This window comes from Bacillus sp. CH140a_4T (assembly GCF_008923725.1).
Lineage (GTDB): Bacteria > Bacillota > Bacilli > Bacillales > Bacillaceae_G > Bacillus_A.
Window position 1 is genome coordinate 40503 of record NZ_WBPF01000022.1, and the last position, 12982, is coordinate 53484.

15 protein-coding genes are annotated in these 12982 nt (G+C 35.7%); 4 read left to right on the forward strand and 11 right to left on the reverse strand.

The annotated features are described in order from the left end of the window. Positions 1–69: 69 nt before the first annotated feature. The 5 genes from phnA to F8162_RS26460 all read right to left on the reverse strand — a co-directional run bounded on the left by phnA (position 70) and on the right by F8162_RS26460 (position 3668). Positions 70–411, reverse strand: a complete 342-nt coding sequence (gene phnA, locus F8162_RS26440) for an alkylphosphonate utilization operon protein PhnA (RefSeq protein ID WP_000212737.1) — start codon at positions 409–411, stop codon at positions 70–72. A 235-nt stretch (positions 412–646) separates the two neighbouring features. After that, complete coding sequence (locus tag F8162_RS26445; RefSeq protein WP_151632444.1) at positions 647–1441, reverse strand: DUF2628 domain-containing protein; 795 nt, start codon at positions 1439–1441, stop codon at positions 647–649. Between the two features lie 296 nt (positions 1442–1737). Continuing rightward, complete coding sequence (locus F8162_RS26450) at positions 1738–2415, reverse strand: CPBP family intramembrane glutamic endopeptidase (RefSeq protein WP_151632368.1); 678 nt, start codon at positions 2413–2415, stop codon at positions 1738–1740. A 96-nt stretch (positions 2416–2511) separates the two neighbouring features. Continuing rightward, positions 2512–3306 carry a nucleotidyltransferase domain-containing protein gene (locus tag F8162_RS26455; RefSeq protein WP_151632366.1) on the reverse strand — a complete coding sequence of 265 codons (795 nt, stop codon included), beginning with the start codon at positions 3304–3306 and terminating at the stop codon, positions 2512–2514. Between the two features lie 53 nt (positions 3307–3359). After that, positions 3360–3668, reverse strand: a complete 309-nt coding sequence (locus F8162_RS26460) for a YuzD family protein (RefSeq protein ID WP_000248591.1) — start codon at positions 3666–3668, stop codon at positions 3360–3362. A gap of 196 nt (positions 3669–3864) precedes the next feature. Here F8162_RS26460 and F8162_RS26465 point away from each other — a divergent pair, with 196 nt between their 5' ends. Continuing rightward, complete coding sequence (locus tag F8162_RS26465) at positions 3865–4101, forward strand: NifU family protein (RefSeq protein WP_000431159.1); 237 nt, start codon at positions 3865–3867, stop codon at positions 4099–4101. 304 nt (positions 4102–4405) lie between these two features. Then, a complete protein-coding gene (locus F8162_RS26470) occupies positions 4406–4621 on the forward strand; it encodes a hypothetical protein (protein ID WP_001137788.1) in 216 nt (71 codons plus the stop codon). Between the two features lie 58 nt (positions 4622–4679). On the opposite strand, the gene yutH is transcribed toward F8162_RS26470, so the two are convergent. Then, entirely contained in the window at positions 4680–5681 is a 1002-nt protein-coding gene (gene yutH, locus F8162_RS26475) for a spore coat putative kinase YutH (protein WP_151632364.1), read from the reverse strand. 120 nt (positions 5682–5801) lie between these two features. Here yutH and F8162_RS26480 point away from each other — a divergent pair, with 120 nt between their 5' ends. Next, a complete protein-coding gene (locus F8162_RS26480) occupies positions 5802–6293 on the forward strand; it encodes a phosphatidylglycerophosphatase A (protein ID WP_000665105.1) in 492 nt (163 codons plus the stop codon). A gap of 20 nt (positions 6294–6313) precedes the next feature. Here the strand turns inward: F8162_RS26480 and F8162_RS26485 are convergent, their stop codons facing one another. The 3 genes from F8162_RS26485 to F8162_RS26500 all read right to left on the reverse strand — a co-directional run bounded on the left by F8162_RS26485 (position 6314) and on the right by F8162_RS26500 (position 10641). Continuing rightward, complete coding sequence (locus tag F8162_RS26485; protein WP_151632362.1) at positions 6314–6793, reverse strand: GNAT family N-acetyltransferase; 480 nt, start codon at positions 6791–6793, stop codon at positions 6314–6316. A 502-nt stretch (positions 6794–7295) separates the two neighbouring features. Next, on the reverse strand, positions 7296–9869 hold the full coding sequence (locus tag F8162_RS26495) for an FtsX-like permease family protein (RefSeq protein ID WP_151632360.1): 2574 nt from the start codon (positions 9867–9869) through the stop codon (positions 7296–7298). Beyond that, on the reverse strand, positions 9853–10641 hold the full coding sequence (locus tag F8162_RS26500; protein ID WP_151632358.1) for an ABC transporter ATP-binding protein: 789 nt from the start codon (positions 10639–10641) through the stop codon (positions 9853–9855). The genes F8162_RS26495 and F8162_RS26500 overlap by 17 nt, the downstream gene beginning before the upstream one ends. A 229-nt stretch (positions 10642–10870) precedes the next feature. On the opposite strand from F8162_RS26500, the gene F8162_RS26505 reads away from it, so the two are divergent. Then, on the forward strand, positions 10871–11452 hold the full coding sequence (locus F8162_RS26505) for an NAD(P)H-dependent oxidoreductase (protein WP_151632356.1): 582 nt from the start codon (positions 10871–10873) through the stop codon (positions 11450–11452). 32 nt (positions 11453–11484) lie between these two features. On the opposite strand, the gene F8162_RS26510 is transcribed toward F8162_RS26505, so the two are convergent. Next, complete coding sequence (locus tag F8162_RS26510) at positions 11485–12015, reverse strand: iron ABC transporter substrate-binding protein (RefSeq protein ID WP_151632354.1); 531 nt, start codon at positions 12013–12015, stop codon at positions 11485–11487. A gap of 114 nt (positions 12016–12129) precedes the next feature. After that, on the reverse strand, positions 12130–12894 hold the full coding sequence (locus tag F8162_RS26515) for a TIGR01457 family HAD-type hydrolase (protein WP_071736696.1): 765 nt from the start codon (positions 12892–12894) through the stop codon (positions 12130–12132). Positions 12895–12982: the final 88 nt, after the last annotated feature.

Below are 12982 nucleotides of genomic sequence, written 5' to 3' on the forward strand. Positions count from 1 at the left end.
GAAATTATATCGACTTACCGACAAAAAATGACAATAAAAAAGAGTAGGCTACCCGCCTCCTCTTTTTCCTTACGCCTTCTTAACGAATTGTGATTTTAACTTCATAGCTCCGAAACCGTCGATTTTGCAATCAATATCGTGATCGCCATCAACTAGACGGATACTCTTTACTTTCGTACCAATCTTCACAACTGAAGACGTTCCTTTTACTTTTAAATCTTTAATGACAGTAACAGCATCGCCGTCTTGAAGAACGTTTCCGTTCGCATCTTTTACAACTTTTGCACCATCATTATTTTCTGCTTCTGCTTCTTGGCCCCACTCATGAGCACATTCTGGACATACGAAAAGAACGCCATCCTCATACGTATATTCTGAATTACATTTTGGACAATTTGGTAAAGTAGCCATAAATTCATTTCCTCCGTTCATTATTTATACGTAAAAATCAAAATTGATGTTTACATCTCGATAAATAAAATTTGTACAGCATTTCTTTATACTGCCATAGTCTCACGTTATTGACAACCCTACCTGGAATTCTCATTTTTTATTGTATTTTACAAAATTTCAATTCATATGCCGTTTCCAATGAAAAAAGAAGAACTTTCACAAGATTCTTCTTTTCAAAATAAACGAGCTCTCACTAGAAACTCCAACTATTTTCTTCAATATAAAATTGATACTCTTCTAACTCTTCTTCACTTAACTTCTTATTATTTTCATATACCTCTTGCCACTCGAAATAATCTTCATCGAAATAAACAGCAAATTTAATTTTCACGTTTTTCTTCTCTGTATAATCATAACCAGTAAATTCTACTACGTCATAATCTTGTTCTTTCTTCACAAACTTCCACGTTGGATTATCTGTCATAACCTCTAAAGTAAATCCTTCATCACTTGAACGAACAACATTTTTAATATTCGGCTCAGTTGGTAAAAGAGAAAGTCCAAACATAGCGCCACCAAATACTATCGTCACTATAACTTGTAAACCAATCATGCCAGCAAAGCTAGCACCACCCTTTGATTGTAAGTAATACGCCTTCTCATGATCAGGCATATTTTCTCCCTTATGTAAAACACGAACAGCGTGCTTATAATATAAACGATTTCCTTGCCATCCAGTAAATATCATCATTCCTAATTGAAAAACTAAACTAATTGATAAAAAAATCCCATCTGAAATGTCTATAAAAGGGGGTATAAGTATACTAGGCACTGATAATAACGTAAGTATAATAAATAACTTATACATTTTACGATAAGCTAACCAAAAAGTCGGGAAGAAAAAGGCTACCCAATTCCACGTATTCCCTTGCGCTGGATTTTCTACTTTGCCCCACTTAAATTCATAATACGCCGTATTCTTTTGAACGACTGTATGTAACTGTTGCGGAGAAATTGTTTCTTGTAAAACAGTGTCCTTCACGTACATCATCCTTTTCTTATTTCTACATACATGTATTTTATAGAAATAAAAAGAAGGAATCTAACAAAAAGTGCATATATTTCATAAAAATAAACGGAAATCGAATATATTCCGACAATTCCCCTTTTATTATTCCATTTTACTTTTAAATATATTAGAATACTTATGAATGATACGTTTAATACACTAAGTTAAACTTTATATATATTTAATACTAAAAATGTTTCACATGAAACTATCTATATTTCGTATTATCTTCCCCTACAAAATAAGAAAGACGCCCTATTCAAAAAGGCGTCTTTTTATAGTTGAAAATTTATTAATATAAAAAATGCATTATTTAATAAATGAATTCCCCATGGGACGAGTAAGTTATTTGTTTTCTTATACGTATAAGCTAAACATATACCGCCACCAAAAATATATAAAACACTCCCTACTGTAAGGGGATGACCTAAAGTAAATATAGAAGCACTTATAACGGCACTACTAAGTGTAGAGAAGCGCTGAGATAATTTCATAAAAAACATACCTCGGAATACAAGCTCTTCCCAAATCGGTGCGAAAATTGTGAGTACAACTACATATACAATGATTTCACTTTTAGTAGGCTCTATTACTAGATTAGATTCATCCACACCAAGCCCATGTGGTAAAACTAAATTTAATACCGCAAGATATATAAGCAGTACGATCATCGTCATTACTATCGTTACATAATGCTTAAAATTATTGAACTGTATTGATTTTAATAAATGCACACAGTAATTTCTTGCTGGTGAATATATTAAGATGATAGTAAGAAATGTTAAAGGCGGAATAAGGTGGTCTACATACCATGGATATAATGAGGCGTCATATAAAAAGTTCAAAAAATCAATTCCATATATGACTCCAAAAATAATTACTATTATACTGATTACTTCGAGCATACTCATTTTTACATTCTTTTCTTTATATGTAACTAATTCCGTGTCCATCATATCCCTCCAGTATAATTAAACCTTTTTAACCATTATATACCAATTGCAACATAAAAAGAGACGATACAATCTACTGTATCGTCTCTTTTTTCCCTACCATTTCTCTTTACATGTTTCAATTAAATGCAGTAAGTACTTTCCCGTCATATCTGCTCTTCTCCACCTTGAGAGCATTCGCTTTTCTTTTGGATTCTGCCGTATTCTCGCTACTTCTTTTAATAAAAGCTCCCATTCTTCCCCTGAACGTTCTAACAAGTATTGCAATCCTCTATCTTTTGAAACGATTGTTTTATGATCCAGTGTATATAAAATGCGACCCATTGTAACGACAGCTGATTCTACCCACTCTTCTATAAAAAATAAATATGGTTGCTTCGCTTTTTCACTCCAGTACTGTTCTACGTTGTATTTCATCGTATTGACTACATCATCCCATCTTATTTGAAACGGAAGATCCTCCGCTTCTTTCCCGATAACTGTAATGCCTTGATTTTTCAATGTCCACCATGTAACCGCGTTAATATCCCAATGACCTACATTCGCTTTACCATCTGCACAATACACGTACTCATTCATTTCATCATTGTATTTCCCTAAATCAGCAAACGGAATATACATACCATCCATTCTTTTACCTAACGTACTACTCTTAAGTTTCTTATGAAGTTCTACAAGTTGCTGTTTTTCAGCTTCATTCACGGAATCACTTATTACCGTAACAAAATCAACATCGCTCGTTTCTGCATGAAATGCACCGAGTGCGATGGAGCCGTAAATATATATCCCGATTATTTTTTCATCTAAAAAAATTTCTTTTAATTCTACTGTGTACCGCTCCATTAACTGTTGTACTTCCGTTGGTAACGCATGCTTTACAACATTCTCCACATCTATCCCTCCAATTAAAAAGAGCCTTTGCGAATTCGCAAAGGCTTCCTGCTTTATAAATATTTCTCGATTTCTTCGTAAACATCCTTCAAACGAGGATTTCCTTCTCCAACAACTTCTCCATTTACAAGAACGACTGGATAAAATAGATCTTCCTCCACTACGCGCTCTGCAAATGCTTTTTTATCTTCATCTTCTTGTTCTTCTTGAAAATCAATATACTCGAAATTAAATTTATTTTCTTGACCTTCATATTTACGACCAATCGCTGCTTGTAACCACTCAAACGTTTCTGTTGAAGATGGCATTCCAACGCAGCTCGCACAAATTACTTTCGTCCCATACACTTGAACATTAACCATTTCTTCTTCCCCCACCTCTTGTTTCAACAGCATATTCAGATGTCCTATTGCATAAGCACATCATTTTACAAACTTATTCCCTACCCCTATACTGAAAAAACACGATAAAATATTTCGACAATAAAACAAGAAGAGAAAAAATAGATTTTCCCCTCTATCTTGATTATAATAAAACTGATGAAAGGAGTCGATAAAAATGGAAAACCCACATATGCAAGAACAAGTATTAGAAGTATTAGATAAATTACGTCCATTCTTACTTCGCGACGGCGGAGACGTTGAATTAGTAGACATTGAAGAAGGTATCGTAAAATTACGCCTTATGGGTGCATGCGGAAGCTGCCCAAGTTCTACAATCACACTAAAAGCTGGTATCGAACGCGCATTACTAGAAGAAGTACCTGGCGTTATTGAAGTAGAACAAGTATTTTAATTAAAAGCGGAAGCGGCTCGTTCAGAACAGAAGGTCATTGGAGCTCCTGACGAAGAGGCGCTTTTTGCCTCACAGGAAGGTGCGAAATGGCCGACTGTTCTAGCCGCTGGAGCTGGATATTAATCTAAAAGCCGAAGCGGCATCGCTTCCTAGAAAGAGACCCAAATGGGTCTCTTTTTTTATTCAAACAACACTTCCCCTTTAACATCATAAAACAAAATTGGAAATCCTTCTCAAAAAATGAGATAATTAATAATATAGAATCGTTCACACATATACAGAAAAAAACATAGGGGGACGACACATGCCAAGAATGGGAAACACTTTTTTAACAATTCAAGAACTAGAAAAGAAAAAAGAGTATTTATTAGATCTTTCATCCGTTATACCAACGTGGAATGCGAGCTATCAGTTTTTATTTAAAGAAATCCAGCAAGAATTATTGAGTAAGGTAAATGAAAAAATCGAAAGACATCAATTCATTTTAAATATATGTGCAGATCAACAGGTAGGGGCATAATGTATTACATACAATTGTAGTATGAAAAAAGAGACCTCAATCGGTCTCTTTTTTCATTTTAGGACAACCAATCTAATTTCCTAATGCCTAACTTATCAACCGGTAAACGAAGTGATCCATAAAAATGCTTCATAAATTGCTCTGAACGGTTCACATCATGTAAAATGGCTTCTAAGCGGTCTCTATATATGCTTTTTTGTTCTTCGTTTCCCGTTTGGTAATATCGTTCGACTGTTTCAAAGTAGTGAAGTGGGAACAGGAGCCTTGCAAATAATAAGCGCCAACCAAATGAAGATAGTGAATAATTTCGTTCGTAATCTGTAACAAATTGAACGATTGTTTGCTCCCAGTCTTTCTTTTTTTCTATCATCATATAGCGGATTAATTCTGCTATATCTCGAGTGGGGTGATCATACACCCAATCAAAAGGAAGTTTGAGACGCTTCGTTTTATGCCATAATAAAGGTGTGAATCGTTCTTGGCAAATTGTTGCTGCATCAGTCATTTGCGGCGTATCATCCATCTCTGTATCAACAACATACTGAATTGCATTTTCTGCGACTCCTAAGTAATACGGGAAGGATTCAATAAACAATTGATCGAATACGTCTGTAGGGTGGTTCATCACTTGTGATTGCCAAAACTTTTCTAATTGATCGAGCCGTTTTTCCCATAACGCTTTCCATTCACCAATGCGGCTTAATTGCTCGATTTCTTCTGGAAAGAATGCACCTCGTTTATGGAATATAGAAAGCTCACTTCCTAATGATGTAGCATGTCGTTCTAACACACGCATACCTTTTAATAAGCAGTAATTTTGTTCTTCTACCTCACTTACATAGTAGCCGTGTATAGTCGGAACGAAAGTCGCTACAGTTATATCCCCTTGCTGGTTCATATAGTCACTGAGCTTTTTCATCTCTACAAGTACTTCTTCCTCCATTTCTCCAATTGGAACAAGTACATAAATTTTGTTGCGAATCCAAAAGCTTTTATAGGGGCCAAGGGGGATTAATTCTTTAACATGCATGTGATAATGCTCATAAATATGATGAATCATCGCAGTCGCCACCTATGGTTTTTCTTTATATATATGAGCTTGTGCTCGCCTTTCATTCCTATGCACATGATAAAGCAACGAAACGTATACAAATACTAAAAAGAAAAAAAGGTGATAAACATGAAAGAATCAAATCAACTACAAGAAAGAGCATTACAACTATTACAAGAGCGCGGTGTAACAATTGACGATATTGCTGAGCTTGTTCATTTTCTTCAAAAGAAATATCATACAAATTTAGAAATGTCAGAATGCCGCTATAACGTTGAGCGTGTACTATCAAAACGTGAAGTACAAAACGCACTTATTACAGGCATTGAGCTTGATGTCCTTGCCGAAAAAGGAATGTTAAGTCAACCGTTACAAGATATCGTAAAACGTGATGAAGGCTTATACGGAATTGATGAAGTTATCGCACTTTCTATCGTTAACGTGTACGGCTCTATCGGTTTCACGAACTTTGGATATATCGATAAATTAAAACCTGGTATTTTAGAATACTTAAATGATAAATCATCTGGAAAGGTGCATACATTCCTTGATGATATCGTTGGCGGAATTGCTGCCGCTGCTTCAAGCCGTTTAGCGCACAGGGCTGAGCATTCGGAATAAAATATGAAAGACCGTCAGTTTCATACTGACGGTCTTTCATATTCCATAAGCATAAATTCTCTTCCGCGGCTCACAAAAATAGGGCCCTGCTGAAAACCTATGTCTTTATATAGCGTAATTGCTCTTGTATTAAACGTCGCTACACTCAGTCGAAACATCTTCGGCTTATATTCTTTCGCTGCAAAGGCTATCCCAGCTTGAAAAAATATGTTCCCCAGCCCTTTCCCTGTTAACGCTGGCTTCATGCCAAGTCCGATATCAATTACATCTTCTCCACCATATAAATGAGCATCTCTTCCCCCTGGCACTTGTGCATTTTCCCCAAAACAAAAGTAGCCGATAAACTCCCCATTATCGTCACAACAGCCATAATACGTCCCATCTAATAATTCTTCTATTACTTCTTTCTCACCTGAAAAATCATACAAATTATAAGGTTCTTCGTACGTCCACGTATTTATCTCATTTGCTTCTTCTACCGTTAACTTATGTATATCCATCCTTCTCTCCCCTTATCAAGTATTCTATATATACTCATTCATTTTTCGTGCCTCATTTCCCTCTAATTGCAATATGCAGAATTACATACGCACAGCCATTAAACAAGTGGTACAATTTATTTGAATCGCTGTTGCTACACTTCTTGATTAGAGAAAAGGCGTTAACACGGAAATTAGCGTCTTATCAACCTCAAGCAATTGGCACATTTTGTCATCTTAAAAGACACTCGAAAGAGTGTCTTTTTTTCTATATCCAACAAGGACTTACTCATTTCAAAGTATAAATACATAAAATAATGTAAATCATTACACGCATGAATCACTTTCTAAAAGTTATAAAGTAGATTCAAAATAAAAAAGCACTCTTAACTAGAGTGCTTTTTACTTTCAAACAAGGAGGCTACATATATGGATAGTACTCTCGTATTTAACTTCGGCATTGGTATTGTTATCATTCTATTTGTTTTCTTTGTTCTTTGTATGAGCGGGGTATAGCAATCTTTTATGCTGACAATTCCTTTAAAGTATCACTTAATTTAAACTTTCTTAATTGTAAGGAAGCAATCAACGCTGCCCCTGCTCCAAGTATCACACTAGCTAGAGCTAATATGAAAACTTGATTATACGGAATGATAATAACTGTTAGTTCTAGACTTGATAACACAATATAACTAAACAAAATCCCGCCAAAAATCCCTATGCAACCAGCTATCGCTCCAAGTAAAGTTCCCTCTAATAAAACGATCCGTCTCATTTGCTTCGGAATAGCTCCTACCGCACGAATCATACTAATTTCAGCACGTCTTTCATGTAAGCTGGCAACAATCGCATTCATTAATCCTATACCAGAAATAATGAAAACAATTACAACTAACAAGCGAATTAACATCATCATTTGCGATAATAACTGCTCTTGTTCTTTCAATAAATCATAACTGTTTATAACTTCTACATTCTCTTTATTATTTGTAATTTCTTTCACTTGCTTCTTAATCGCTTCAAATGATTGATTAGAATTTGTCATAATTTGAATCGCTTCATATCCTTGTACGTGAAACTTATCGCGAGCCCATTGTTCATTTACAAAAATATCTAACCCTCTTAACCTTAATCCTTGCTCAATAATCGAAACGACTTTAATCGTTTGTTTTTCTTTCCCTTTTCCTTGTACTTCAATCGTATCATGCAACTGAAGTCCTAAATTTTTAGCCACTTCCTTCGTAATGACTCCTTCACCATCTTGTAATGGCTTACTTAAAGTTTGCCCTGCAATCACTTTCGCTTTTGTTACTTTCTGGTACGCTACAATATCGTTACCGACAACTTCCATTGAATCGTAGTTCAAATTATTTTTTTTCGCAAATTCATACCATTCTTGATTCGCTTTTTTAAAGTCATAATTCACAAGCCTTGCTGTAACGTCAGTAGCATTCCCAACACTCGCCTCTACACCATCAATTTTTCTAACCTTCTCCATCCAACTAAACGGTAATGTTTCTATTCCTTGCGACTCTACTGGAATTCTTATTACTAAGTCCGCTGGTAAATGTTTTTGTAACCCTTTTTTCATACCTTCATACATAGAATTTACATACATCGTTCCAACAAGCGCTAACATAAAGCCAAATGCTAATATAGCAACTGACACAGCTGCCTTATTCCGATAACGAATTACATTCCGGCTACTAATCGTCGTTTCAATTCGTAATATCATTTGAAACGGTTTTGCAATCACCGGTGCTATCACGCGAATAAATAACTTAATTGCCAATAACAAACCAACTGCAAATAACAGCGCTCCTATCGCACTTGGATTAAAACCGATATACTGCTCTAATATGCTTCCCGTGAGTCCAATAACGGTACCAATGATTAAAATGCTAAGGCTAAAAGCACTCCATCTTTTTTCTTTTTTCTCATTACTAGGAAGACCTGGGCGAAGCGCTTGAACTGGTGGAATCTTTCTAACCATGAAAGCTGGTATAATGGCCCCTATGATAGACATAACAATCCCTAATAAAAAAGTAATGAGTAGAACCTCACCTGATATCGAGAATGATGCTTTCCCTGCCCCCTCAATATTCACCCATTTGTTAATGAATGATGCCGCGATTGTTTGCGTACCTACCCCAAGAATAACCCCCGCTAGCGATCCGATTGCTCCGATGCATAAAGCCTCTAATAAAACGACTAAGATAATTTGATTTGGGTTGCTACCGAGTGCACGTAATAATGCCCACTGCTTAAATCGACTTCTAACAGATAAGAAGAAACTTCCCATTATTAAAAGAGCTACAACAAATAAAGCAATACCACCTAAACTAAAAATTAACGGCTTCATTACATTTAGTCGTTCAAATGCCTTATCAACATAAGTACGTTGATCGACCTTTATATTTTCTATTTTCTTATTTACATCTAAAGCAATTGCTCTTTTCACATTTACATCGGCCGTTTTCACTTGAACGAGATTGAATTGATTTGATAAATTTAATTCTTTTTGAAGCCAATGGATTGGAAAATAAGCACTATGTCCCATTGCTGCCATTAACGGCGGATTTAAAATACCGACGACTTTCACATTCTTTTCTCCATGTTGCGGGAATGGCAACTGAATCGTATCTCCTACCCGTATATTTTCACGATCTGTATATCCTTTTGTCAGCGCTACTTCAGCCCCTTCTTTCGGATATCGACCTTCTAATATTTTATAAGAATGCATTTCTGGAGAATCTTGCTCCACACCCCAATAGGACGGTTTTCCCGATAACTCTTTATAATTTGGAAAAGGATATGGTATAAGTACTTTTGATATTTTCTCAGCATTTTCTAAGCCATCTATTCCTTTTAAACTTTCATTATTTAAGTACATATCATTTTTTATATAACCAAATTGCAAATTATAATCTCCATACCGACTTACTACTTGTTCCTTCACACTTTTCTCTACTGATTGATTTCCTAGTAATAACATCGTCGCTAACATAACACCTAAAGCTGCACCGAGGGCAATCAACATATTTCGCAACCAATTTTGTTTCATCGATTTTATCGCATACTTAATTACCCATCGCATCACCTTTACCTCCTACTTTAAAGTGGCGATTCATAATCTCTTGAATGTGGGTAACTTGTTGCGGGATATTTCGAAATTTCCACCCTTTACTTTCAGCATGTTCATGAATCACTTCACCATCTAATAAGAAAACAACTTTATCCGCATGGGCCGCTACGAACGGGTCGTGCGTTACAATGACAGCTGTTTGTCCTAACTCATCACACGCATTGCGAAGTGCCGCGATTATATTTTTGCTATTTTCTGAATCTAATGCCCCTGTTGGTTCATCAGCTAATATAATAGCCGGCTCATTTGCAAAAGCTCTTGCGATCGCAACCCTTTGCTGTTGCCCGCCTGATAACTGCGCTGGTAAATGTTTTTCTTTTCCCTTTAGCCCGACGAGATTTAATAAACGATTCGCTGTCGCCGTCGCCTTCTTTTGCGAGATATTATCTAACAGTAACGGCAATCCTACATTTTCCTCCGCACTAAACACTGGAATCAAATTAAACTGCTGAAAAATAAAACCGATTTTATGCCTTCTAAATAAAGCGAGCTCTTTTTCTTTTAATGTTGAAATCTCTGTACCATCAACGCGAATACTACCTACCGATGGAATATCTAATCCACCTAATAGCTGCAATAACGTCGTTTTCCCTGAACCACTTGCCCCCATAATACAGACAAAGTCTCCTTTTTGAATTTGAAGATTAATGCCTTTTAATATTTTTACTTTACTATCCCCAATATTAAACGATTTTTCTAACCTTTCAATTTCAATAATATTCATCCCCATATCCCCTTCTCTCTCTATTTACCAATCTATATATTCTATCCATAATGCAAAATCCCTACTTTTTTGTATTTTTTTGTCACATACTAACATGTATTCCATATTAGCTAATTACATTTCTGCTTTATTTCTCACGTCAAAAAAGTTGACTCTTACAACAGAAGTAACCATAATAGTTACATAATAAAAAAAACTATTCACATATCCACAAATAGGAGGAAGAACAATGAAACATGTAATCGTTTATGCACACCCAAATACAGAAAGCTTCAACCATGCAATTTTAGAAACAGTAAAAAGTGAATTAGAAGAAAAAGGTCATGAAGTACGTGTTCGCGATCTATACGAATTAAACTTCAATCCAGTATTAGGCGCTTCCGATTTCATCTCATTTTCTCAAGGAAACACACCAGAAGATATTAAAGAAGAGCAAGAGCATATCTCTTGGGCTGATAGCATTACATTCATTTACCCAGTTTGGTGGGCGGGACTTCCTGCTATTTTAAAAGGATACGTTGACCGTGTATTTAGCCACGGCTTCGCTTATGCTTACGGTGAAAATGGTATCGAGAAGTTATTAAGCGGTAAAAAAGGCTTATTACTATCTACAATGGGAAATACGAAAGAGGCGTACACAGCAGGCGGTATGTTTGAAGCAATGAAGAAAACAGCAGATGTTGGTATGTTTGAATTTACAGGCATCGAAACAATTGAGCATACATTCTATACGAGTGTTCCTTCCGTGGATGATAATGTGCGTAAACAATATCTTGAAGAAGTGAAAGAAGTAGTGAATCGTGCATTCTAATAAAAAACTCCGGTTGTTAAAACCGGAGTTTTTTATTTCATCATTAATCTCGGAATATATCTTTGAAGAATGCTTTCTAATTCATTCATATCTTCCTGTCTAATAAATAAATTCACATTGTCATTCATTTTTTCTCGCCCGCGATATAAAAATATATTTTCTTTTGGATTTTCCCATGTCGACGTTTTATAGCCTTTTAATTCTTCGTATGAATAAAAGTTTAATCCGTCTACTACACCTTTTTCATGTATTTGTACACTTTTAATAAGATGGATAGCTATTAAAGTCATAAAACAACTTGCTACAACATAACTACCCGACTGAACAAGAAACTGTTCAACTGTATCAATATCTCCACTTACGTACTGAGCATATATATACATACATTGTCCAATGAAATATGCTGGTCCAAGTAATGCAATCCAACGTCTCTTCACTCGTGGATATGTTGCAATAAGTTTTCCCGCACTTTTTTTCATTTCATTTATTATATATATCTTCCATAGAACAAAAAATAAAATACATAATGTAAAAACAAACATAATACATGACATCCAGTACACTCTGATTCCCCCCTTCAATATCATTACATATAAATTTTACATTTTATATAACAACAGCACATATGCAATTATGCATAAAAAAACAGGTAACCTCTTCCGGTTACCTGCATTTCATTACATCTTCTCAATCCACTCCGTCAAGTTATGCACAACTTGCGTTGGTTGTACTTCATATTCTGTTAACTTCTCCACAGTTGTTACTCCAGTGTGGACAAGAAGGGTATGCATACCAGCATTTATTCCAGCTAAAATGTCTGTATCGTAGTTATCCCCAACCATTAATGCTTCATTTTTTTCTATACCCAGTACTTTTAAAGCTTGTTCCATAATGATTGATTCTGGTTTTCCGATGAAGATTGGATCCACACCTGTTGATACTGTTACAACTGATGTTAATGAACCGTTACCTGGTAATAATCCGCGCTCTGTCGGAATGGCAATGTCTCCATTTGTAGAAATAAACGTTGCGCCGTTACGCACAGCAAGACAAGCTTTTGCTAATTTTTCATATGTGATGTCACGATCTAAACCAACAACAACGAAATCAGGATTTTCATCCACAAGTTCAAATCCTTTTTCCACAAGCGCATCATGTAAGCCTTCTTCACCAATCATATATACAGTTGCGTCTTGTTTACGTTCATAAATAAAGTTTGCAGTCGCCATACTCGTTGTGAATACTTGCTCTGCTTCTGCTGGAATATCGAAACGAACAAGCTTTTCTGCCACTTGTTCTGGTTTACGCGTTGAGTTATTCGTAACGAATAAATAAGGAATGCCGCGCTCTCCTAATGCTTTTACGAAGTCGCTCGCTTCTTCAATTTGTTCTTCTCCGCGATACATCGTGCCGTCTAAATCAATTAAGTAACCTTTATACATCATTATGTCTCTCCTTCTATGCTAACGTTCTCACCTATCATACCACTCTTATATTACCCGCTTTTTCCAAAGAAAAAAACGCTTTACC

Coding starts and splice junctions, on each gene's coding strand:
- phnA (WP_000212737.1), bottom strand. CDS start 411: ATGGCTACTTTACCAAATTGTCCAAAATGTAATTCAGAATATACGTAT.
- F8162_RS26445 (WP_151632444.1), bottom strand. CDS start 1,441: ATGTACGTGAAGGACACTGTTTTACAAGAAACAATTTCTCCGCAACAG.
- F8162_RS26450 (WP_151632368.1), bottom strand. CDS start 2,415: ATGGACACGGAATTAGTTACATATAAAGAAAAGAATGTAAAAATGAGT.
- F8162_RS26460 (WP_000248591.1), bottom strand. CDS start 3,668: ATGGTTAATGTTCAAGTGTATGGGACGAAAGTAATTTGTGCGAGCTGC.
- F8162_RS26465 (WP_000431159.1), top strand. CDS start 3,865: ATGGAAAACCCACATATGCAAGAACAAGTATTAGAAGTATTAGATAAA.
- F8162_RS26470 (WP_001137788.1), top strand. CDS start 4,406: ATGCCAAGAATGGGAAACACTTTTTTAACAATTCAAGAACTAGAAAAG.
- yutH (WP_151632364.1), bottom strand. CDS start 5,681: ATGATTCATCATATTTATGAGCATTATCACATGCATGTTAAAGAATTA.
- F8162_RS26480 (WP_000665105.1), top strand. CDS start 5,802: ATGAAAGAATCAAATCAACTACAAGAAAGAGCATTACAACTATTACAA.
- F8162_RS26485 (WP_151632362.1), bottom strand. CDS start 6,793: ATGGATATACATAAGTTAACGGTAGAAGAAGCAAATGAGATAAATACG.
- F8162_RS26495 (WP_151632360.1), bottom strand. CDS start 9,869: ATGCGATGGGTAATTAAGTATGCGATAAAATCGATGAAACAAAATTGG.
- F8162_RS26500 (WP_151632358.1), bottom strand. CDS start 10,641: ATGAATATTATTGAAATTGAAAGGTTAGAAAAATCGTTTAATATTGGG.
- F8162_RS26505 (WP_151632356.1), top strand. CDS start 10,871: ATGAAACATGTAATCGTTTATGCACACCCAAATACAGAAAGCTTCAAC.
- F8162_RS26515 (WP_071736696.1), bottom strand. CDS start 12,894: ATGTATAAAGGTTACTTAATTGATTTAGACGGCACGATGTATCGCGGA.